17 protein-coding genes are annotated in these 21,023 nt (G+C 72.9%); 2 read left to right on the top strand and 15 right to left on the bottom strand.

Annotated elements, in window-relative coordinates:
- Positions 1 to 12 precede the first annotated feature (12 nt).
- From ACSRUE_RS26720 to gatC, 6 genes are all read right to left on the bottom strand, one after another.
- On the bottom strand, positions 13 to 1,170 hold the full coding sequence (locus ACSRUE_RS26720; protein WP_441286053.1) for a tRNA pseudouridine synthase B: 1,158 nt from the start codon (positions 1,168 to 1,170) through the stop codon (positions 13 to 15).
- Between the two features lie 29 nt (positions 1,171 to 1,199).
- On the bottom strand, positions 1,200 to 2,465 hold the full coding sequence (locus ACSRUE_RS26725) for a lysophospholipid acyltransferase family protein (protein ID WP_441286054.1): 1,266 nt from the start codon (positions 2,463 to 2,465) through the stop codon (positions 1,200 to 1,202).
- A 20-nt stretch (positions 2,466 to 2,485) separates the two neighbouring features.
- The gene (locus ACSRUE_RS26730) at positions 2,486 to 3,658 is read right to left on the bottom strand and encodes an NAD-dependent epimerase/dehydratase family protein (protein WP_441286055.1); all 1,173 of its coding nucleotides are present in this window, start codon (positions 3,656 to 3,658) and stop codon (positions 2,486 to 2,488) included.
- A gap of 78 nt (positions 3,659 to 3,736) precedes the next feature.
- On the bottom strand, positions 3,737 to 4,333 hold the full coding sequence (locus ACSRUE_RS26735; protein WP_441286056.1) for a GNAT family N-acetyltransferase: 597 nt from the start codon (positions 4,331 to 4,333) through the stop codon (positions 3,737 to 3,739).
- A 16-nt stretch (positions 4,334 to 4,349) separates the two neighbouring features.
- Positions 4,350 to 5,903: an Asp-tRNA(Asn)/Glu-tRNA(Gln) amidotransferase subunit GatA gene (gatA, locus tag ACSRUE_RS26740; RefSeq protein ID WP_441286057.1), complete on the bottom strand. Its 1,554-nt coding sequence runs from the start codon at positions 5,901 to 5,903 to the stop codon at positions 4,350 to 4,352.
- A 5-nt stretch (positions 5,904 to 5,908) separates the two neighbouring features.
- A complete protein-coding gene (gatC, locus tag ACSRUE_RS26745; RefSeq protein WP_437767020.1) occupies positions 5,909 to 6,220 on the bottom strand; it encodes an Asp-tRNA(Asn)/Glu-tRNA(Gln) amidotransferase subunit GatC in 312 nt (103 codons plus the stop codon).
- A gap of 160 nt (positions 6,221 to 6,380) precedes the next feature.
- Between gatC and ACSRUE_RS26750 the strand changes: the two genes are divergently transcribed.
- On the top strand, positions 6,381 to 9,182 hold the full coding sequence (locus ACSRUE_RS26750) for a hypothetical protein (RefSeq protein WP_441286058.1): 2,802 nt from the start codon (positions 6,381 to 6,383) through the stop codon (positions 9,180 to 9,182).
- A gap of 332 nt (positions 9,183 to 9,514) precedes the next feature.
- Positions 9,515 to 11,821, top strand: coding sequence for a PEGA domain-containing protein (locus ACSRUE_RS26755; protein WP_441286059.1), 2,307 nt, complete (start codon positions 9,515 to 9,517; stop codon positions 11,819 to 11,821).
- 285 nt (positions 11,822 to 12,106) lie between these two features.
- Here the strand turns inward: ACSRUE_RS26755 and ACSRUE_RS26760 are convergent, their stop codons facing one another.
- From ACSRUE_RS26760 to ACSRUE_RS26800, 9 genes are all read right to left on the bottom strand, one after another.
- On the bottom strand, positions 12,107 to 13,093 hold the full coding sequence (locus ACSRUE_RS26760; protein ID WP_441286060.1) for a hypothetical protein: 987 nt from the start codon (positions 13,091 to 13,093) through the stop codon (positions 12,107 to 12,109).
- Positions 13,090 to 13,587, bottom strand: coding sequence for a hypothetical protein (locus ACSRUE_RS26765; protein WP_441286061.1), 498 nt, complete (start codon positions 13,585 to 13,587; stop codon positions 13,090 to 13,092). Before ACSRUE_RS26765 ends, ACSRUE_RS26760 begins: the two co-directional genes overlap by 4 nt.
- Before the next feature lie 60 nt (positions 13,588 to 13,647).
- On the bottom strand, positions 13,648 to 14,259 hold the full coding sequence (locus ACSRUE_RS26770; protein WP_441286062.1) for a type IV pilin protein: 612 nt from the start codon (positions 14,257 to 14,259) through the stop codon (positions 13,648 to 13,650).
- A gap of 79 nt (positions 14,260 to 14,338) precedes the next feature.
- The gene (locus tag ACSRUE_RS26775; protein ID WP_441286063.1) at positions 14,339 to 14,950 is read right to left on the bottom strand and encodes a type IV pilin protein; all 612 of its coding nucleotides are present in this window, start codon (positions 14,948 to 14,950) and stop codon (positions 14,339 to 14,341) included.
- 157 nt (positions 14,951 to 15,107) lie between these two features.
- On the bottom strand, positions 15,108 to 15,767 hold the full coding sequence (locus ACSRUE_RS26780) for a type IV pilin protein (RefSeq protein ID WP_441286064.1): 660 nt from the start codon (positions 15,765 to 15,767) through the stop codon (positions 15,108 to 15,110).
- An 84-nt stretch (positions 15,768 to 15,851) separates the two neighbouring features.
- Positions 15,852 to 17,333, bottom strand: coding sequence for a sigma-54-dependent transcriptional regulator (locus ACSRUE_RS26785; protein ID WP_441293134.1), 1,482 nt, complete (start codon positions 17,331 to 17,333; stop codon positions 15,852 to 15,854).
- Between the two features lie 126 nt (positions 17,334 to 17,459).
- Complete coding sequence (locus ACSRUE_RS26790) at positions 17,460 to 17,858, bottom strand: hypothetical protein (protein WP_441286065.1); 399 nt, start codon at positions 17,856 to 17,858, stop codon at positions 17,460 to 17,462.
- Between the two features lie 102 nt (positions 17,859 to 17,960).
- On the bottom strand, positions 17,961 to 19,427 hold the full coding sequence (gene rimO, locus ACSRUE_RS26795; RefSeq protein ID WP_437767029.1) for a 30S ribosomal protein S12 methylthiotransferase RimO: 1,467 nt from the start codon (positions 19,425 to 19,427) through the stop codon (positions 17,961 to 17,963).
- A complete protein-coding gene (locus ACSRUE_RS26800; protein WP_437767030.1) occupies positions 19,424 to 20,755 on the bottom strand; it encodes a dihydroorotase in 1,332 nt (443 codons plus the stop codon). Before ACSRUE_RS26800 ends, rimO begins: the two co-directional genes overlap by 4 nt.
- Between the last annotated feature and the right edge of the window lie 268 nt (positions 20,756 to 21,023).

Here is a 21,023-nt window from a genome sequence, read left to right on the forward strand (position 1 = left end):
TGTAGGTTTCTCTTATCTAGCAGCATTCCCACGCATGTCGGGCGCTCCAGAAAAACCGCGCAGGACGGAAAACCGAGTGGGCGATGGCGCTGGATGGCCCTCACCGGCGTCCTCATCGGCGACCTCCGAGGCGCCGAGCGCTACGACAACCCCGTCCGGATCGAGCCATACAGCGGCGCCGGGGTGCGCAGGAACCATGGAGAAGTCGGATTCGGTGAGCGCTTGTCCCATGCGCGCGCGCCGGGCGCCGTGCTCGGTCAAGCGGGCGACCGGGAGGCTCGCGGCGGCTGCGTCGGCGAGCGGGCGCAGCGAAGCGCGCAGCGCCTCGGCGCCGGCGTCGAGGGACACGGCCTGCTCGACGGTGAAGCTGCCGCTCGCCGTGCGCCGGAGCGCGGACAGGTGCGCGGGGACGTCGAGGTGCGCGCCCAGGTCGCGCGCCAGCGAGCGCACGTAATAGCCCTTGCTCACCCCGAGCTCGAGATCGAGGGTGGCCGGCGCAGCGCCCGCGGCAGGTGCAGCGCCAGTCGCCGGCGCAGCGCCCGCGGCAGGTGCAGCACCAAGAACGCCGCGCGAGGCGCCGGTCACCTCGAGCGACCGGACCTCGACGGCCCGCGCCGACAGCTCCACCGCCTGGCCGGCGCGCGCCAGGGCGTAGCTGCGCTGCCCGGCGACCTTGATGGCCGAGTAGGCCGGCGGCGCCTGCTCCCGCCGCGCCCGCTCCGCGTCGATCGCGGCGGCGATGCGCGGCGCCGCGCGCGCGAGCGCCTCACCGCCGAGAGGCCCGCCGGCCCCGGCGAGGGCGCCGAGCTCCGCGTCGAGCCACGGCGGCAGGGGCTGCGTCGCCATGATCTCCCCGTCCGCGTCGAGGGTGTCCGTCCCCACGCCGAGGACGACGCGCGCCGTGTAGCGCTTGTCCTGCGCGGTCAGGTACGGGGCGAGCTTGGTGGCCTCGCCGACGAGCACCACGAGGACGCCGGACGCCATCGGGTCGAGCGTCCCCGCGTGCCCGATGCGCTTCACGCCCAGGGCGCGGCGCAGGCGGGCCACGACGTCATGGCTCGTCGGCCCGCGCGGCTTGTCGATCACCAGCACGCCCTCCGGCCGCGCGCCCCTGCTCGTCGCTCGCTCGGGCCCGGCGGGCGGATCCCCTTCGTCTGTGGTTTCAGGCATGGAGTGAGGATTCGCCTCGGCAGATCGCTTCATCCGAACCAGATCGACTTCCGGGTGGCCAGGGTCTCGTCGATGAGCCCCTGGATCGTCGCGCGCACGCGCTCCGCGAGGCGCCGCACCAGGATCTGATCGTCCGCCGCCTCCGGGCCGTACGCGTCGAACCGCACCGGATCGGCCAGGCGGATCTTCCACTTGGTGGGCGCCGGAACGAGGCCCAGCGGCCCGAGCGTGGGGAAGGTCGGCGTGATGGGCAGGTACGGGATGCCGAGCGCGCGCGCGAGGTGCTCGACCCGATAGAGCAGCGGGTTCGTCTCCTCGGCCCCGACGATGGCGCACGGGACGAGCGGCGTGCGCGTGCGCAGGCAGAGCCGGATGAAGCCGCCGCGACCGAACCGCTGGAGCTGGTACCGGTCCTTGTAGAGCTTCCCGCTGCCCTTGACGCCCTCCGGGAAGACCGCGATGAGCCGCTCGCCCGCGAGCAGCCGCTCCGCGTTCTCCTGGCAGGCCCGCACGGCCCCGAGCCGGTTCATGAGCGTGCCGGCGAACGGCAGGTAGTACACGAAATCGTCGGCCAGCCAGCGGAGCTCTCGCCGCGCCGGGTGCTCCCGCCGCACCGCGGCCCGCAGCATGAGCCCGTCGTAGGGGATGGGCCCGCCCGAATGGTTGGACACCACGAGGCACCGCCCCTCGGCGGGGATACGCTCGATGCCCTCGATCTCGATCCTGAAGTAAACCCTGTGCAGGAAGTCGAAGAGCGACCTGTACCGGGCCTCGTACTTGGGATCGAAGCCGAACTCGTCGACCTCCTCCGAGCGGCGGCGCAGGCCGGCGCGGCCCCACTGCCGCAGGTAGAAGTCGGTCGACAGGACGTCGCGCGCCGTCCCGGACTCGGGCAGCGGCGGCCCGCTGGCGAAGCCGGCCGACGCGGCGGGCGCTCCGCCCAGGCGCGGGCTCCGCTCGGTCTCGGGCATGCCTCCCACCGCGCCGCTCGCGTCGGGCGATGGCCCCCCGGCGAGCATCCGCTTGAGCCGCGCCTCGAGCTCCATGATCTGGCGCTGGAGCTCCTCGGCCGTCACCGGCACGACCGGGGCGTGCACCTCGGATGACTGCGTCTTCCGCTCGTCCGAGGGCTCCGTCGGGCCGATCGGCGCCAGGTACCGGATCTCCTCGTCCTCGACGTCGGCGCTCGGCACGACCTGCCTGGGCCCCGTCCGATCGGGGCGCCCGCGCGTCGACGGCGGCGATCCATTCCCGGCCCCTGCTTCCTCGAGCTCTCGATCGTGCTCCGTGCCCATCGCTCACCCCCCGAACCGCGTCACGCGGGCGTCTCTTGCAGCAGGCGCACGTCCCGCAGCCGCTGCGCGCTCGTGTAATCGAGCAACGCCTCGCGCGTCGTGTAGACCGGCCGGAACCCCATCACCTGCGCCGCCTTCTCGCCGTCCGCCACGCAGAGATAGCGCAGGTACCGCAGGAAGCTGGGCGGGGCGATCGCCGCGTGCGCGGCCCAGAGCGCCGAGACGAGCGGCCCGGCGGCGCTGTGCAGCACCGGGACCGCCGTCCGCCCCGCGAGGCGCACGATCGTGGAGAGCGGCAGCACGCCGTCGCCCACGATGTTGAAGGTCCCGGGGAAATCGCTGTCGATGGCCAGCTTGAAGGCGGCGATGGCGTCGACCTCGTGGATGAACTGCCACAGCGGATCGAAGCCGAGCATCGTCATGACCAGGCGCCGCGCCAGGAACCGGGTGACGTAGTTCTGGACGGTCGGGCCGAGGATCGGCGCGGTCCGCAGGATGGTGACGGTCGTGCCCTTGGTCTTCGCGCCGAAGGCGTTGAGCTCCCGCTCGGCGGCCATCTTGTCCGCGAAGAAGCGCTCGTCCGGATCCGCCCGGAGCGGGTGCTTCTCCGTGAGGAAATTGGGGTTGGTGGGGTGCGCGCCGTAGAGGATCGTCTGGCTCCAGAGGATCAGCTTGCGCAGGCTCGCCTGGCGCGCCCCGTGGAGCAGGTGCATCGTGCCGACCGACTCGAGCTCGTGGGCCCAGGCGGTCGCCGGGGTGGGCGACGACAGGAAGCAGAGGTGGACGAGCGTGTCCACCTGCTCGGCCGCGAGCACCTCGGCGACGCGCTCCTCGGACGCGGGCTCCGTCAGGTCGACCGTGTGCATGCGCAGCTTGGAGCCGCCCGTGTCCGGCCGCTTGATGTCGATGGCCACCACGCGCGCGATGCGCGGGTCCTCCTCGAGGATCCCGATCAGGTTGCGCCCGAGGAAGGACGCTGCGCCGGTGAGCGCGATGACCCGGCCCCTCGAGCTGGACGACGCGCGCCGGCTGGTCGGCGAGGACTCCGCCGCCGCGGACGCCGGGGGCTCGCTCCCGCCGGTCGTGGCCGCGCCTGCGGAGGAGGCAGGCTCCGCGTGATCTGCGCCGGCGGCGGAGCTCCGCTCGGCGGCGTCGTGGGCCGCGGCTTCAGGGTGCTCGGACGTGGGAGCCATGCGCGGGGCGCGACACTACCTGGTCGGCCGGCGCGCGCAAGCGAAGCGCGACCCCAGTCGGGGCCCGCCGCGGCGCTGTCACAACACCCGGCGCAGGACGGGATACGGCTCGAACGTGTGCACCTCGGCGAATCCGTTCCGCGTGAACGCGGAGACCGGGCCGGTCCACAGCTCCTCGTCGCTCACCGGCTCCTTCGGGCGGCGGGGCAGGGCCTCGAGGGCGCGCGCGCCCCACGCGGGCGCGAGCTCCACCGCGCCCGCGACGAGCGCGGTCGCGACCCCTCGCCGCCGGTGGCCCGGGTGCACGACGGCGCAGCCGATCAGGAAGACGCCGGCGCGATCGCCCGCGAAGCACGGAAGCCCGCGGTACAGGCGGCGCTCGTACGCCTTCGCCACGGCCGCCGCGGGCGCGACCTTGAGCCACCCGACGACGTGCGGCGTCTCCGGCGCGAGCGCCACGACGCCGCGCGCCTCGTCGCTGCCCGAGGCGAGCGCCTCGGCGAACTCCCGGCGATTCTCGCCCTGGCCGTCCGAGCACCGCGCGAGCCATTCGTTGTTGGTGCCGCCGAAGTGGTAGTACCGGCAGTAGCAGGGCGTGCCGGCGGCCTCGAAGAGCGCCTCGAGCCCCGGGAGGTGCTCGGGGCCGGCCGCCGCCACGGTGATCGCGGAGCTCATCGGCGCGCTCCGCTCGTCACGCGTTCGACACGCACGCGCGCAGCCCGCGCACCGGGGAGATCTGCTCCCACGCGTAGGCCGCCTGGCAGAGCCGCGCCTCCTCCAGCGCAGGGCCGATGAGCTGCAGGCCGACGGGCAGCGGAGGCCCGCCGTCCGGCGCCTGCGCTGTCGCGCACGGGACGCTGATCGCGGGCAGCCCGGCCATGCTGGCGGGCAGCGTGTAGACGTCGGCCAGGTACATCGACAGCGGATCGTCCACCCGCTCCCCCAGCCGGAACGCGACCGTCGGCGAGACCGGCGCCGCGATGAGATCGACCTCGCGGAAGGCCTCGTCGAAATCGCGCCGGATCAGCGTCCTGACCTTCTGCGCGCGCAGGTAATACGCGTCGTAGTAGCCCGCGGACAGCACGTACGTGCCGAGCAGGATCCGGCGCTTCACCTCCCGGCCGAACCCCTCGCCGCGCGTCCGGCCGTAGAGGCCCTGGAGGTCCGCCTTCCCGCCGCGGTCGCCCTCCACGCGCAGCCCGAAGCGCACCCCGTCGAAGCGCGCCAGGTTGGACGACGCCTCGGCCGTCGCGACGATGTAGTAGGCCGCCACGGCGTACCGCGTGTGCGGCAGGTGCACGGGCTTGATCTCGCAGCCGAGCCCGCGAAGGCCCTCGATGGCCTCCCGCACCTTCGCCTCGACCCGCGCGTCGATGCCCTTCGCGAAGTACTCCTCGGGCACCCCGATGCGCAGCCCCGCGACGTCACGGCCGCACGCGGCCTCGTAGGCGCCCACGGGGGCGTCGAGGCTCGTCGCGTCGCGCGGATCGCGGCCGGAGATCGCCTCCAGCAGGCGCGCCGCGCCCTTCACGTCCTGCGCGAACGGCCCGATCTGGTCGAGGCTCGAGGCGAACGCGATGAGGCCGTAGCGGGAGACGCGGCCGTACGTCGGCTTGATGCCGACGACGCCGGTGAGGCTCGCCGGCTGGCGGATGGAGCCCCCCGTGTCCGACCCGAGCGAGCCGGGCGTCATCCCCGCCGCCACGGCGACCGCGCTGCCGCCGGACGAGCCGCCGGGGATGCGCGACGGGTCCCACGGGTTCTTCACCGGGCCGAAGGCGCTGTTCTCGTTCGACGAGCCCATCGCGAACTCGTCCATGTTGCACTTGCCCGGCAGGATCGCGCCGGCCTCGCGCAGGCGGGCGACGACCGTCGCGTCGAACTGCGGGCGGTACCCGCGCGCCGGGTCGGGCGCCGTGGGCGCGCCGCCCCCGCCCGCCGCCGCCCGCGTGAGGATCTTCGAGCCGGCGGTCGTCGGGGTACCCTCGGTGCAGAGCGCGTCCTTGAGGCCGATCGGCACGCCGGCGAGCGGGCCGAGCGCCTCGCCCCGCGCGCGCCGCGCGTCGAGCGCGCGCGCCGCCGCGACGGCCTGCTCCCCCTGCACGGTGAGGAAGGCGCCCAGCGCGCCGTCGCGCTGCTCGATGCGCGAGAGCGCGGCCCTGGCCACCTCCTCGGCGCTCACCTCGCCGCGCTGCACGAGCGCCGCGAGCTCCGGGATGGATCGATCGAGGATCGCTGTGTCCATCGGCGTCACCCCTCGTCCACGAACGCCGGAACGGCGAACCCGTCGTCCTCGACCCGCGGCGCCTCCCGCAGGGCCACCTCGCGCGGCAGGCTCGGCGCCTCCTCGTCGGCGCGGAGCGGCAGCCGCTCGATCTGCACGTGCGCCGTCGGCGGCACCGCCGAGACGTCGAGCTCCTCGAGCTGCCGGACGTAGCTGAGGATGTTGCCGAGATCACCGGCGAGGCGCTCGACTTCCTCGGCGGAGAGGTCGAGGTGAGCGAGGCGCGCTATCGTCAGCGCCTCGTCGCGGCGGAGAGGGGGCGAGTCAGCGTTCGACATGGGCGCGCCCGATGTAGCACCGCCGGTTCCGCGGACGCCAGCGCCGCGCGCCCCCGAACCTGGCCGCGGTACAAAAACGGTGATAACGGCTGCCGCGCGCGCGTCCGGTCGTCCTCGACCGCCCGGGCAGGAGCCCCGCCTTTCCGCGCGTTGTCCGCGAATGCAGTCCCCGAAAACGCCCTCCCTGCGCCGCGAGCGCATCGGCATCCTCGTCCTCTGCGCGTCCGCGGCCGTGGCGATGTCGCCCGACGTCGGCGGAGGCGCTCGTGACCGCTCGACCGCGCTCGCCGCGGAGCTCGCGGAGCGGGGCATCGCCGCGGCGGCCGGCGAGGTGGTGTGGGTGGATCCGCCGCGTGGCGGCCTCCGCCCGTTCGGCGCAGGCGCGCGCGCGGTCGTGCGCGGCGCGCGCGGCGTGCGCGCCGGCGGCGAGCGCGGGGAGCCCACCGATCTGTACCTCGTCGACGCGAGGCTCTCGCCGGAGGGCGTCCTGCTCGACGTCTCGGCGATCCACAACCTCACCGAGACGAGCGGCGCGGACGAGTCGAAGCCCGTGCTCCGCGACGAGGCCCTCGCCTACGTCTCGCGCCCGCTGATCGAGGCCGCGTCGCCCACGGTGCACGTGCTCGAGCTGGACGGGCAATCGCTCTCGGGCGGCGCGGAATGGTCCCTCGTCGAGCGGCTCCAGCACGCCGTCACGAGCTGGCAGGCGACAGGCCGGCTGCGCGGGATCGGCCGGCGGACCTTCGCGATCGACCTCGCCCGGAGCGAGAGCGGCGCCGAGGAGCCGCTCCCCGAGGCGCCGGGCGCCGAGGAGCCGCGGGGCGGCCACGCCCCGGACGCGGGCGACGTCACGGTCGCCCTGGAGGACGACAGCGCGGTCGTCGTCCGCGCGGGCGGCCGCGAGGCGCGCCTGCCGGTGCGCGGCGTGGACGACGCGGCGCTGCCCGCGTGGATCCGCGCCGAGGCGTCCGAGGTCGCGCGGCCGGGGAACCTCGTCACCTGGGCGGTCGACCGGGTGCGCCTCGTGATCGGCGACGCCGCGATGCAGACGGTCAAGGCCGTGGCGTTCACGGCGCTGGATTTCGTCCTCCGCAACAAGGAGGCGGTGACGGGCGACACCGGCGCGGAGGACATCGCCTCGGACCTCGGCCAGAGCGCGCTGGATCCGCCCGTCCGCCAGATCCCGATCGATCCCGAGATCGGGTGGCCGCCGGCGCCGCTCGAGCCCTGGGTGACGCCGCCGCTGCCGGGCGAGGGGCAGTGGAACTCCCAGGGCGGCGACGCCTTCGTGCGCCAGCTCGACGGGCTCCCGCCGGCGTTCATGACCACGTTCCTCCGGACGGACCGCTCGCGCAAGGCGACGCGCGTCTACATCGCGCTCTGGGACCCGCGTCAGGTGGAGCTCCACATGATGGCGGGCACGGTGGAGCCCAAGGGCGCGACGGGCGAGGCCGGGCCGGGGCTCATCCCGCGCACGCCCGAGGTCATGAAGCGCGTGGTCGCCGCGTCGAACGCCGGCTTCCAGGCGATGCACGGCGAGTTCGGCATGATGGCCGACGGGGTGATGTACCTGCCGCCGAAGCCCTACGCCGCGACGGTGGCCGTCCGGCGCGACGGCAGCACCGTCTTCGGGAGCTGGTCGGAGGACGAGGCCGTCCCCGAATGGATGCTCTCGTTCCGCCAGAACATGACGGTCATGGTCGAGGACGAGAAATGGAATCCCTTCGGCCGGACGTGGTGGGGAGGCACGCCGCCCGGGTGGGCCGACAAGACGCACACGGTCAGGACCGGCATCTGCCTGACCCGGGAGCACTTCGTCGCCTATTTCTATGGCGCCGACGTGAGCCCGGAGGCCCTGGCCCAGGCGATGATCCAGGCCCGCTGCTCCTACGGGATCGCGCTCGACATGAACGCGGGCCACAGCGGGCTCGAGTTCTATCGTGTGGCGCCGAGCGGCGAGCTGCCGCCGCTGGGGCGCCCGCTCCAGGGGGAATGGGAGACCGAGGGCGATGTCTCGGGGCTCTCGGGCTACCGGTTCCGCGGCCGCCGGCTCATCCGCGGCATGGGCCTGATGAACTTCCCCCGTTATATCCGGCGGGAGGCGCGCGACTTCTTCTACATGACGCTGCGGCACCTGTTGCCGGGGCCGCCCCTCGCCCCACGCGCCGCGCCGGCCGTGGCGGGGGAGGGCGCCTGGCGCACCCAGGGGCTCCCGCAGCACGGCTTCCCCTATGCGCTCGCGATCACCGAGATCCGCCCCGATCCCGCGCGGCCCGATGTCCGGCTGCGGGTGCTCAAGGTGGACCCGCGGACCGTCACGGCCGCGCCGCTGGGCGAGCCCGGGGCGTCCCCGCCGGCCGGGACGGGAGCGACCGTGGCGGTCTTCAGCGACGGCGCCGCGGCGCCCGCAGCGGGGCAGGGCGAGGGGTCGAGCATCTGGCACTCGGCCGGGTCCTTCTCCGCCTCGCCGGCCTCCCCGGTGCGCGACGCGGTCCGGATCGCGACGGGGGCGCTCGGCAGCGCGAGGGCCGTGGCCGCGCTGGGCGTCAACGACGAGGATGGGATGCTGATCTACGTCGAGCGGGCCGCGGCCGGGCCGTCCAGCGCACCGGGCGCCGCGCTGGCGCCGGACGCATCGGCGCCACCCCCGGCGCCCACCGACCCGCGCGACGCCAAGCTGCTCCAGGATTTCCTGGCGGGGCTCGGCTGCTCCTCGCGGATCTACCTGCCCCGGCCGCTCTCGGTGGCCCTCGGCGGCGATACCGATCTCTCCGGCGCCGCCGTCCATCCGCCGTCAGGCCCGCGCGCCGTCCGGCTCACGCGCGCCGAGGCGCCTGGCGCTGGCCGGATGTTCGAATCCACACCGATCGTTCCGCACAGCGTCTGGTACCCGCTGCAGCAGAAGCGCGTTCGGTACTTCAAAAAGCCGAAGAAAGAGGAAACGGCAGGCGGCGATCACTGAGCGTGGCGGCGCCTTGGCCCTTCCCTGACGTGCAGTAGGCGCTTGTGCGCTGGCGGCCCGACGGACTAATACACGTCGGCCGGTGCATCGATTGCGATCCTTCGGAGCTTGCGACATCTCGGCGCGGATCAGCGTGGGCTCGCCGGGCGGGGTCGCGCGCGCGACGTGCGGGTGGTGGAGCGCGCGCAGCGTCGCATTGCGGAGCGCCGCGGACGTCGCGCGCGCCGCGGACGTCGCGCGCCGCATCGCCGGCGCCGGCGCCGGCGGTAGAGCGCTGGATCCGCGCGAGATCGCGGCGCGCGCGGCGCCTCGCTGCCGCCGAGATCCCCCCGATGGCGCTCGCGAAGTCACCGGACCAGCGGTACGCTGCAGCGGATCAGGGGATTCTAGCGCGCTCCGAGCTTCCCCGCGACGAGCGCTCGTGCATCGAGCTCACGCTCGTCGCGCGGAGCATGCGCGATCGTTTCCGTTTCCGGGACGCCGCGGCGAACGGCGCCGCATATCCTGAGGAGTTCTCGAACATGGCGGACAACAAGGGCGGCAGCGATCTGGACGTATTCGAGGGGCTCGCGAAGAAGAAGTCGCCCGCCACGAGCACCGCCCTCGTACCTCCCTCGCCGCCTGCGCGGTCGCGCACCCTCGTCGGCGCGGCGGTGCCGCCGCCGCCGAACCATGCGGCGACGCTCCCCAGCGGCGTGCCGTCTCCGCTTCCGCCGCCCGTGGCGCAGAAGGGGGCCGGCCCGTCGTCGCTCCCGCCGCCCGTGCCGTCGAAGGCGATGAGCCCGGGGTCGCTTCCGCCGCCCGTGCCGCCGAGGGGGACCGGTCCGGCGTCGCTCCCGCCGCCGTCGCTCCCGCCGCCGTCGCTCCCGCCGCCGGCCGTGACGCAGAAGGGGACCGGTCCGGCGTCGCTTCCGCCGCCCCTGTCGGCGAAGGGGACGAGCCCGGGGTCGCTTCCGCCGCCGATGCCTCCTTCGGTCAAGGCGGGCTCTCTGCCGTCCGTTGTGCCGCCTCGGTCGCGCCAGCCGTCGCTGCCCGCGATCAGCGCCCCGGCCCTGCCGTCGAAGAGCCCGCTGCCGCCGGTGCCGGTCGGCGGGGCCGCGGGCTCGCTGCCTCCGGTGGTCCCCCCGCCGGTGCGCCTGCCGTCGGTGAAGCCGCCGCAGAAGGCGGGTGACGACGCGAAGGCTCGCTCGGCCAAGGGCACCGCGGTCGACATGAACTGGGACGACGACGAGGAGTCGACCCACGTCTACGACAAGCAGGGGAACGACTACAATCCAGGGCGCTCGAGCGCGCTGCCGGCGGCGGGCTCGCCGGCGATCCCGAAGGCGGCCGCGGCGCTGGTCGCGAGCTCTGGCGGCGCGGCGTCGGCCTCGCGGGGGCGCACCCCCGTCCCGGCGCCGCCGCCGATCCCGAGCGCCCCGCCCGCGCCGGCGATGCCGCCGGATCTCGGGCTCCGCGCGCCGTTGCGCAAGGACGAGCCGACGGAGATCCGCCCGCGCCACGTGGTGCAGCAGGGCGCCGGCAAGGCGGGCGTGCTCCTCGGCGGGCTCGCGCTGGTCGCCGTGCTCATCCTGGCGGTGGTCATGCTGGTGCCGAAGAAGGGCGCGCTCACGATCGACCTGAAGACCCCGAGCGGCGGCGCCGTCGACCGGGCCGAGGTCTTCCTCGACGGCCAGAAGCGCTGCGACACCGTGCCTTGCGTCGTGCGCGATCTCGATCCCGGCTCGAAGGTGGTCAAGATCCTCGCCCCCGACTTCCCGCCGCGCGACGCCGTCGAGATCGTCGAGGGCGGCAAGGAGAAGGTCGTCGTGATCACGCTCGACGCGGCCGGCGCCGAGCGGTCTTCCACCAGCGCGTCGACCACGACCGGCGTGAAGGCGTCGGGCGCGCCCGGCGTGAAGGTCTTCATCGACGGCGAGGAGAAGGGCGCGCTCCCCGTCGAGATCAGCGTGCCGCCGGGAGAGCACAAGATCCGCTTCGACGGCGGCGAGCGCTTCGAGCCCCTGGAGCAGACGGTGGAGGTCGGCCAGGGCCAGATGAAGGACCTCGGCGCGGTCGCGCTCAAGGTGCTGAAGGGGCAGGTGACGCTGGAGCTCGCCACGTCGGGCGCCTCGGTCAAGCTGGTGAGCGCCAAGGGCACGGAGAAGAAGCTGCCCGATTCGGCCTGGAAGAAGCCGCCGGTCAAGGTGGATGTCACCGCGTCCGAGCGCTGGAAGATCGTGGCGACGAAGAGGGGGTACCAGGACTTCTCTCAGGCGATCTCGTTCGAGGACGGGCAGGCCGAGAGGACGATCCGGATCGCGCTCGACGAGGCGCGCAAGTCCGAGCCGGCCGCCGTCGCGCCAGCGCCTGCTCCGGAGCCGGCCGCGCCGAGGTCGGAGCCCGTGGCCGCCGCGCCGAAGGCGGAAGCGCCGGAGCCTGCGGCTGCTGCTGGCGGTGGGACGCTGAACATCAACTCGATCCCGGTCTCGAAGGTGGTGCTCGACGGGCGGCCGCTGGGGAGCACGCCCAAGGTGGGCGTCAGTGTCTCCGCGGGGTCGCACACGGTGATGTTCATCCATCCGGAGCTCGGGAAGAAGTCGGTCACCGTCACGGTGAAGGCAGGCGAGACCAAGACCGCGGCCATCAAGTTCGAGTGAACATCCAGCCGCCAGGGGCGCCTGGAGAGCCGCCAGGGACGTCAGGAGAGCCGCCAGGGGCGCCTGGAGAGCCGCCAGGGGACGTCGGGAGAGCCGCCAGGGGAGAAGCCGCCAGGGACGTCAGGAGAGCCGCCAGGGGCGCCTGGAGAGCCGCCAGAGACCCCCGGACTCGCTGCCAGCGAGTCCAGGGGCCTTGCGGGCTCTGGCGGTTCACTCGGCCCGCTCCGGGGACGCCCGGGCGTCGTGCCGGCGTCCGGCGCGCGCCGCTTCAGCGCCCGAGGCAGCTCACTGCTCGCCCTCGACCCGCTCCGCCCAGGCCCGCCAGGTGGTCGCGCAGCGCGGCTCGTCCGCGTGCGCGCCGCCGGCGCAGTACGCCGGGTCGCGCGGGGGGCCCAGCACGAGGATGGCGGTGTTGCTGACGAAGGGCAGATCGTGCCGCCAGAGGTCGCGGAACCCGTCGAGGCGCCGGCGGTACTTCTCTGCGTCGCGCGCGTCGAGGAGCTTGTCGAGCTGCGCGCGGATCTTCTGCTTGAGCTCCTCGTCGTCGGTGACGGCGAGCGTGCGCTGGAGGAACCGGATCTGCGCCTCTCGCTCGCCGGCGCGCCCCAGGATGCCCGCGCCGCCGAGCGCCTGCCAGCTGATGTTCGCGTCGCCGCCGCCGAGCTCCGCGGCGCGCGCGAGCATCCGGGCCCCATCGAGGCGCCACTGCGCCTTCTCCTCGGGATCGGTCAGGTACGTGGCCGGCGCGATGAAGGCGACGAACTGGCCGAGCGCGAGCCAGAGCTCGCCGTCGAGGGGGCGGTTCTGGACCCCGCGCTCCATGATCTCGCGCGCCTTCACGACCTCGTGGCGCGGCGTCTCGCTCGTCTGGAACGTGATGAGCGCGTCCGCGAACAGGTAGGGGTCGCGGAAGGTCGGGTCGAGCGCGTTGATGGCGTCGAGCAGCAGGGTGAGGTTCTCGAACCGGCGCCGCTCCATCGTGTGCAGGCCCTGCGAGACGAGCACGTGCGACCAGAGCAGATCGGCCAGTGCGGAGCGGTAGCCGAGCGACAAGGTGACGACCTCGTCCGGCGGCGGCAGGACATACACGTCGGACGTCTCGGCGACCCGCCGCTCCAGGTCCGCGGCCGGCGCGCGCACGCTCCCGATGGCGACGGCGGCGGCGGCCGAGAGCGCGACAGCGACGAACGCCTCGCGCGCGCCAGCGAGGCGGGCGACGAGCGAGGGGGCCGGAGGGGCGCCTGGCCCGGGCGCCGGAGGGGCCCCCATCATTCCACCTCGCGGTCCACGAACATGCCCGGCAGCACGCGGGCCGGCTCCCCGGGGATCCGCTCGCCGCGCACCTCGAACGTGGACAGCACGCCGTCGCCGTCGAGATCGCCGTGGGCGGTCGCGATGAAGCGCATGGCCTTCGACGCGTCGGCCTCGCTCGTGAACTGGAAGGAGAACGCGTGGGGCCCCTCGAAGCGGAAATCGAGCGACCGCCAGGTGAGGTGCTCCCACGACTCCGGCGGATCGACCGCGCGCACGCCGCGCGGCACCTGGGTCGGCGTCAGCGGGGCGGACGGGGGGAAGCTGATCTCCTGCGGCCGCGACTCGGCGTATACGACCGCGCTCGTCACCAGCCGGTCGAGCCCCTCGATGGGCTCGCTCAGCTTGGACGCGCTGAGATTTCGGAAGAACGCGGGGACAGCGACGGCGAGGACGCTGCCGCCGACCGCGAAGGCCGCGCTGAGCTCCAGCGCGCTCCAGGAGCGCCAGGTCATGGGCTCCTCTCTACCTCACCCCTCCACGATCGAACAAGCGCGAGGGAGGCACGGTTCGCTTCAGTCGGAGTCGATGTTCGTGTAGATCGTGGTGCTTGTCGCGATCTCGCCGTCGCGCACCTCGCCGATGCGGGTGATCGTGCACCTCTGCCCGTCGGCCCTCAGGTCGCCGACTGCGCCCACCTCGAACCCGTCCCCTGTGGGGAGGGGCGCGCCAGACAGGCCCTGGCTGACGTAGCTCCCGCCGACCTGGTACGAGTACTGGAAGTAGATGGGCTGGCTGATCGAGAAGCCGAGGCACTGCCAGCCCTCGAGCGTCGAGCCCGAGTTGAAGTCGACGCCGGGCGTGTTGCTCGGCTGGTACTTCGTCCCCTCGACGGCGGTGAAGGTGAGCGGGACCGGCGTCGCCGAGGTGCAGAGGAGGTGCGTGTTTGCCGAGACGACGCCCGTGGCTGCCAGGATCTGCGAGACGTCGCGCTCGCGCTCGTACTGGGCGATCGCGGTGCGGGTGATGGCGCCGACGATCTGCTTCGCTTCCGCCGTCTTTGCGGTGGCGAGGTAGCTGCGCACGCCGACGATCGCCAGGGCGGCGAGCACGCTGACGATCGCGATCACGATCATGACCTCAATGAGTGTGAAGCCCCGTCCGCGGACCGCTGTCGTGCTCGACATGACACGCCCCTTCTGTTCGCAGACGACGCTGGTGGACCGGGGCTGTCCGGCTCCGATGAGCCGGACAGCCCGGAGAGGGTCACTCGTACTCGTTCTCGATGAACACCTGCGTGGCCAGGACCAGCTCCCCGTTGAAGACGCTGCCGCCGCGCGCGAACGCGCTGAGCGTGGCGTCACCGTCGAGGTCGCCCGCGGCGCCCGCCTCGAACGAGTCCGTGGCGCCGTTGGCCGTCGGGTCGGGCGACGTCGTGCTCACACCGGTGCGACCACCCCTGGTGTAGTGGTACTGGTAGTAGATCGGCTGGGTCATCGCGAACTTGAGGCACGGCCAACCCTGGGTCGAGGTGCCCGCGTTGAAGTCGTCCGTCGCCGCCGAGCTCGGCTGGTACTTCGTGCCCGCTGGGACAGCCGCCGGAACCGGAGCGGTCGCCGTGTCGCAGAGCGCGTGGTTCGCGGCCGTCGAGGTGCCGCCCGTCAAGATCTCGGAGGCGGCGGTCTCGCGCTCGTACGCGGCGGCGGCGCCGCGGGCGATCGCGCCGATGGAGTTCTTGGCCTCCGAGGTCTTCGCGCTCGCGAGGTACCGGCGGACGCCGTAGATCGCCAGCGCGGCGAGGACGCCGATGATGGCGACGACGATCATGAGCTCGACGAGCGTGAAGCCTCTCCTGTCATATCGCTTGATTGCACGCATGAGTGTCGATCCTCCGTGATGCTTTCTTTAATTGGATGCTTTGCCGAGACTGACCATGATGTCGCCTGGTGCGGGCTCGGCCGGCCCGCAGCGCGAAAACCTCTCCCACGGACAGGCGCTCTCCGCGCCGCGCCGGGGCGAACGCTCCTCTACTCCGTCACTCCGTTTCGTTCTCCCAGTAGATCCCTGACATCGTGGATGCCGTCAGGAGCAAGGCCAACGTCCCATCCTCATCGCGATCGCCGGCCGCCTGGACGACATACCAGGGCCCGTTTGGCGCAAACTGCGGATCCAGCAGCGGCGACATCGGCAAACCTGCCCACGTGTACGTTGTGCCGGTGGTCTGATCGAGCCCGCCGGTCACGCCCGCCACCGTCGCGTACCCGAACCGGACCGCGCCGTCCGTCGTCACGTTGAGCATCTGCCAGTTCGCGAAATCGCCGTGGCTCGGGTTGCTCCACGCGGTCTTGTGAGCGCCGAGCGTTGCCGATGGATACCAGTCGTTGAGCGTGCCAGAGACATTCAGGTACACGAGCATCTCGGCCTTGTAGGCCTCCTGCGCGCCGCGGATGCCCTGAATGACCGCCTTCGGCTCGGCGATGCCCGCCGCGTTCATGTACCTGCGGTAGCCCACGAGGGCGATCGCCGCGAGGACACCCACCATCGCGACGACGACGAGGAGCTCGACGAGCGTGAACGCTCGCCTCGCTGCGCTTCGCTGTCGCCGCCTGCTCCGCATGCGCCCTGACGCTCCAGCAGGTGACGTGCCAAGGAGCGCGCGGCGCGGCGTCGTCTTCGAGTTGCGCGAGAAGCTCATGAGTTGCCTCGGTTTTCCTTGAGGTCAGGAGGGTAGGGGCCTGAGGTGTGGGGTTGTGTTCTTTTGCGGCGGTGACGAAAACCGTCACTCCAGGGCGCCCGGCGGTGACGATTCTCGTCGGGATCCTCCCTCCGGGTCGTCGTCTCCCTCCCCATCGGCGGCAAGGGCGTGCTTGGCGAGGCGGTAGCGCAGCGACCGGAACGAGACGCCGAGCAGCTTCGCGGCCGCCTTGCGGACGCCGCCGGTGCGCTCGAGCGCCTGGAGGATGAGCCGGCGCTCGACCTCGCCGATCACCTCGTCGAGCGCGCACCCCTCGGGGGGGAGCTGCGCGAGCAGCGGCGCCGGGCTCGCGCTGAGGCCGGCGACGGCGGTCGGGAGGTCGCCGAGGCCGATCGTGGGCCCCCCGGCGAGCGCCACCGCGCGCTCCATCATGTTCTCGAGCTCCCGTACGTTGCCGGGGAAGCCGTAGGCGTCGAGCGCGCGCACTGCGTCCGTCGTCAGGCCGCGGACGTCCTTGCCGAGCTCGGCGGCGAAGCGGCGGAGGAAGCGCTCGGCGAGCCGCGAGATGTCCCCGGGGCGCTCGCGGAGCGGCGGTAGCTCGACGCGGATGACGTTCAGCCGATAGTAGAGATCCTGCCGGAACCGGCCCTGGCGGACCTCGGCCTCCACGTCGCGGTTGGTCGCGGCCAGGACCCGGACGTCCACCGAGATCTCCGCGGTGGCGCCGATCGGGCGGACCTTCCGCTCCTGGAGCACGCGGAGGAGCTTCACCTGAAGCGCGGCCGGCAGCTCCCCGATCTCGTCGAGGAGCAGCGTCCCGCCGTCCGCCTCCCGGAACAGGCCCATCGATCGCGCGCCGGCGCCCGTGAACGAGCCCTTCTCGTGGCCGAACAGCTCGCTCTCCATGAGCGCCTCCGGGAGCGCCCCGCAGTTGACGACGAGGAACGGCCTGGACGCGCGATCGCTCTGGTCGTGGATCGCGCGGGCGACCCGCTCCTTGCCGGTCCCGCTCTCGCCCGTGAGCAGCACGGTGGTGCGCGTCGGCGCGATCTTGGCGATCAGCTCGGAGATCCGCTGCATCGCGGCGCTCGTGCCGAGCGGCTCGCGCGACGGGAGATCGAGCCGCTCGAGCTGCGCGCGCAGGCGCTGGTTCTCCGCGACGATCGAGCTCTTCTCGAGCGCCTTCGCGGCGAGCGCGGTGAGCTCCGCCGGCGAGAACGGCTTGGTCACGAAGTCGTACGCGCCGTGGCGCATCGCGTCGAGCGCGCTCTCCACCGTGGAGTGCGCGGTCATCACGATCACCTCGGTCGCGCTGCTCCGCGCCTTCGCGGCCGCGAGCACCTCGATCCCCGAGCCGTCGGGCATCACGAGGTCGGTGAGGACGAGCGGGAACGGCTGCGGGTTCTGCCGGATGGCCTCGATGGCGGCGCGCGCTCCGGGCGCGACGACGACCTCGTAGCCCTGACGGTGGAAGGCAATGTGGAGCACCTGGCGGAGGCCCGGCTCGTCATCGACGACCAGCACCCGGGTGGCGCTCTGCGGGATGCTCGGCGGGATCGACGCCATCACGCCAACACCGTATCACGATGCTCCGCTCACGCGTCGATGGCGGCCATCGGGCGCGGCGCGCCGCGTCGTCATGTCACCGCGTCGTCACCATCCCGCTTCGGCGCATGAGGCTTCGTCGCGCACTCAGGGGCAGGCGTCGTTCACGACGCCGAGCGGTGTGCGCTCCTCGACGACAAACGATTGCGCCTCGCTCTCCTCGCCTCCGTTGCCCTCCAGCTCCTGCCATACGAGCAGGGGGTCGCAGAGCTGGGCCTCGATCTCGAGGAAGTAACGGCCGTTCCTGTCGGTGTCCTCCTCGATCACGCCCCGCTGCGTCCGCTGGTTGAAGAGGCTGACGCGCGCGCCAGGGCTGCAGTTGCCCGAGATCTGCCACACCCCCTCGCGATCCGCGGCGGGCCGCATCGTGTCGGCTGGCTCGGGCGGGGGGAGCGGCAGCGTCGGGCTCAGGCACGCCGCACCGGCGAGCAGCGAGATCGCGAGGGCGACGGCGAGGTGAAGCGCAGCGCGGCGGAGGATCGGCACGGCACGGCGTCATAGCACACCGTGTGCCGCGCCCCTCCGCCGCGGAGCGCGCAGATGCAGCGGGATTTTCAGCGATCGCGCCGCGACCCGATCGCTCGACCGTCAATTCTGTTGGCGCTCGCGTCCATCGGTTTGCAGCACGCGCAGGGCGACGCGTCGCTTCGCCGTGACGGCGCCGAGATCCGCGGCCGGGGGGAGCCCGGCGCCGCGCCCGCTCTCCTCGTCGTCGAGCAGCTCGCCGACGAGATCGTAGTCGCTCGCCTGCGTGATCCGGACGCGGCACATCTCGCCGGGGCGGACCTCGCCGCCGGAGAGGTAGACCTGTCCGTCGATCTCGGGCGCCTGACCGGCGTGGCGGCCCATGAGCACGTACTCGTGCTCGTCGCTCGTCCCCTCGACGAGCACCTCGAGCTCGCGGCCGATCATGGCGGCGCTCTTCTTGTGCGAGATGCGGCGCTGCAGCGTCATGAGGCGGCGGTAGCGGCTCGCGGCCGTGCGGGCGGGGACCTTGCCCTCGAGCTCGTAGCTGCGGCTCGCCTCCTCGTCGGAGTAGCGGAAGACGCCGACGCGCTCGAACTCGGCCCAGCGCACGAAGTCGCAGAGCTCCTCGAACTCGGCGTCGGTCTCGCCGGGGTGGCCGACGATGAACGCGGTGCGGAACGTGAGGTCGGGGACGCGCTCGCGCAGCGTGGAGACGACCCGGCGGAGGCGATCTCCGCCGTGGCCGCGCCGCATCCGCCGCAGCATCGCGTCGGCGGCGTGCTGGAGCGGCATGTCGACGTAGGGCACGACCCGCGGGTGGCCGGCGAGCAGCTCGACGAGGTCATCGGTCATCGTCTCGGGGTACAGGTAGAACAGCCGCACCCAGCGCACGCCGGGCACGTCGGCGACCCGCTCGACGAGCTGCGCGAGCGTCGCGCGCGCGCCGTCCTCGGCGCGGCCCGCCGCGTCGCGGCCGTAGGCGATCGTGTCCTGCGAGATGAGGTTGATCTCGCGGACGCCCGCCGCCGCGAGCTGCTCCACCTCGCGCACCACGTCCGGGATGGGCCGGGAGCGCTGCGCGCCGCGCAGGTCCGGGATCACGCAGAACGAGCACGTGCGGTTGCAGCCCTCGGCGATCTTGACGTAAGCGCTGCCGCCGGGGGTCGAGAGGGTGCGCGGATCGCCGGCCTGGATCAGCCACTCGGCGGGGTTACCGACGAGCATCCGCTCCGCGTCGCCCGCGAGCACCCGGCCGAGCTTGAGCATGTCGCTCGACCCGAGGAAGTGGTCGACCTCGGGCATCTCGCGGGCGAGCTCCTCGGGGTGGCGCTGCGACAGGCAGCCGGCCACGACCAGGCGCTTGCAGCTGCCGCGCTCCTTGTGCTGCGCCATCTCGAAGATGGCGTCGATCGACTCCTTCTTCGCGTCGCCGATGAAGCCGCATGTGTTGACGACGATCACCTCGGCCTCGGCGGCGTCATCGACGTGCGCGTAGCCGGCCGCGCGGGCGACGCCGAGCATCACCTCGGAGTCGACGCGGTTCTTGGGGCACCCGAGGCTGACGAAATGGACCTTGCGCGAGCTCATGTCGCCGCTCCTTCACCGTCGACGAAGACGACCCGCCCCGAGGCGAGCGTCATCTTGACGCGGCCCGTGAGCTGCCGGCCGAGGAACGGCGTGTTCTTGCTCTTCGAGCGGAGGCGCGCCGGGTCGAGCACGAAGCTCAGGTTCGGATCGACGAGGCAGAGCTCGGCGCGGGCGCCGGCCTTGATCGTGGGCGCCTCGAGCCGCGCGATGCGGGCGGGGGCGCGGGTGAGGGCGTCGACGAGCCGCCCGAGGGGGAGGGCACCCTGCCGGACGAGGTCGAGCAGGACCGGGACGACGAGCTCGAGGCCGATGAGGCCGGGCGACGCTTCGGCGAACTCGCAGTCCTTCTCGAGCGTGGAGTGGGGCGCGTGGTCGGTCGCGACGGCGTCGATGGTGCCGTCCGCGAGCGCCTCGCGGAGCGCGTCGACGTCCGCCTGCTCGCGCAGGGGCGGGTTGACCTTGCACGCCGTGTCGTAGCCGAGCACGGCGGCGTCGGTGAGCGTCAGGTGGTGCGGCGTCACCTCGGCGGTCACGGCGATGCCCCGGGCCTTCGCCTCGCGGAGGATGCGGACCGCCCCGAGCGACGAGATGTGCGCGACGTGGTAGCGCGCGCCGGTGGCCTCGGCGAGCAGCACGTCGCGCGCGACGATGATGTCCTCCGCCACGCGCGGCCAGCCCCGGAGGCCGAGCCGCGTCGAGATCGCCCCCTCGTGCATCTGCGCCCCGTCGGTGAGCGCGTGGTCCTCGGCGTGCTGGATGATCGTGAGATCGAAGGTCTTCGCGTACTCGAGCGCGCGGCGCATGACGGAGCTCGACGTCACGCAGCGGCCGTCGTCGGAGACCGCCACGGCGCCGGCGTCCTTGAGATCAGCCATCTCGGTGAGGTCCGTGCCCTTCTGGCCCATCGTGATCGCGCCGATGGGGTGGAGCGCGGGCCCCCCGATCGCGCGGGCTCGCGCGATCATGGCCTCGGTGATGGAGCGGGTGTCGTTGACCGGCCGCGTGTTCGGCATCGCGCACACGTGGGCGAAGCCGCCGGCCGCCGCGGCGGCCAGCCCGGACGCGATGTCTTCCTTGTACTCCTGCCCGGGCTCGCGGAGGTGGGCGTGGAGATCGACGAACGCGGGGAGGAGCAGGAGCCCGTCGCCCTGGATGATCTCGGCCCGGTCGGCGCGGCGCAGCTCGTCGGTCGCTGCGCCGCGTCCCGCCCGGGTGATGACGCCGTCTTCCACGACGACGTCGATCACGTCGTCGAGCTGTTGGGTCGGGTCGACGGCGCGCACGCCGACGAAGAGAAGGAGGGGAGGAGGTGAGCCGATGGCCGCCATGGGAGCGCGCTCCCCTAGCACAGGCGCTCCTCGCTGTGCACCGGTGCGGCGTCGGCGGGGGAACCAACGCGGCGGTCCTGGGGTGCTTTGGCCGAAGGTGGAGCCTTTTGAACCGCCAAGGGCGCCAAGGACGCCAAGAAAAAATACAAAATCTTGGCGTCTTATGGCGCCTTGGCGGCTCCATCGTTCCGGCAGGGGGGGAAGTACCCACCACAACGCGGCAAGGAGACCGCGCCAGGGTCAGCTGGGAAGAGCCGGGCATAGCGAA

This window comes from Sorangium sp. KYC3313, assembly GCF_052075895.1.
Classification (GTDB): domain Bacteria; phylum Myxococcota_A; class Polyangia; order Polyangiales; family Polyangiaceae; genus Sorangium; species Sorangium cellulosum_B.

Coding starts and splice junctions, on each gene's coding strand:
- gatC (WP_437767020.1), bottom strand. CDS start 6,220: ATGTCGAACGCTGACTCGCCCCCTCTCCGCCGCGACGAGGCGCTGACG.
- ACSRUE_RS26785 (WP_441293134.1), bottom strand. CDS start 17,333: ATGGCGTCGATCCCGCCGAGCATCCCGCAGAGCGCCACCCGGGTGCTG.
- ACSRUE_RS26720 (WP_441286053.1), bottom strand. CDS start 1,170: ATGCCTGAAACCACAGACGAAGGGGATCCGCCCGCCGGGCCCGAGCGA.
- ACSRUE_RS26730 (WP_441286055.1), bottom strand. CDS start 3,658: ATGGCTCCCACGTCCGAGCACCCTGAAGCCGCGGCCCACGACGCCGCC.
- ACSRUE_RS26765 (WP_441286061.1), bottom strand. CDS start 13,587: ATGACCTGGCGCTCCTGGAGCGCGCTGGAGCTCAGCGCGGCCTTCGCG.
- gatA (WP_441286057.1), bottom strand. CDS start 5,903: ATGGACACAGCGATCCTCGATCGATCCATCCCGGAGCTCGCGGCGCTC.
- ACSRUE_RS26735 (WP_441286056.1), bottom strand. CDS start 4,333: ATGAGCTCCGCGATCACCGTGGCGGCGGCCGGCCCCGAGCACCTCCCG.
- rimO (WP_437767029.1), bottom strand. CDS start 19,427: ATGAGCTCGCGCAAGGTCCATTTCGTCAGCCTCGGGTGCCCCAAGAAC.
- ACSRUE_RS26770 (WP_441286062.1), bottom strand. CDS start 14,259: ATGTCGAGCACGACAGCGGTCCGCGGACGGGGCTTCACACTCATTGAG.
- ACSRUE_RS26755 (WP_441286059.1), top strand. CDS start 9,515: ATGGCGCTCGCGAAGTCACCGGACCAGCGGTACGCTGCAGCGGATCAG.
- ACSRUE_RS26750 (WP_441286058.1), top strand. CDS start 6,381: ATGCAGTCCCCGAAAACGCCCTCCCTGCGCCGCGAGCGCATCGGCATC.
- ACSRUE_RS26775 (WP_441286063.1), bottom strand. CDS start 14,950: ATGCGTGCAATCAAGCGATATGACAGGAGAGGCTTCACGCTCGTCGAG.
- ACSRUE_RS26725 (WP_441286054.1), bottom strand. CDS start 2,465: ATGGGCACGGAGCACGATCGAGAGCTCGAGGAAGCAGGGGCCGGGAAT.
- ACSRUE_RS26760 (WP_441286060.1), bottom strand. CDS start 13,093: ATGATGGGGGCCCCTCCGGCGCCCGGGCCAGGCGCCCCTCCGGCCCCC.
- ACSRUE_RS26800 (WP_437767030.1), bottom strand. CDS start 20,755: ATGGCGGCCATCGGCTCACCTCCTCCCCTCCTTCTCTTCGTCGGCGTG.
- ACSRUE_RS26780 (WP_441286064.1), bottom strand. CDS start 15,767: ATGAGCTTCTCGCGCAACTCGAAGACGACGCCGCGCCGCGCGCTCCTT.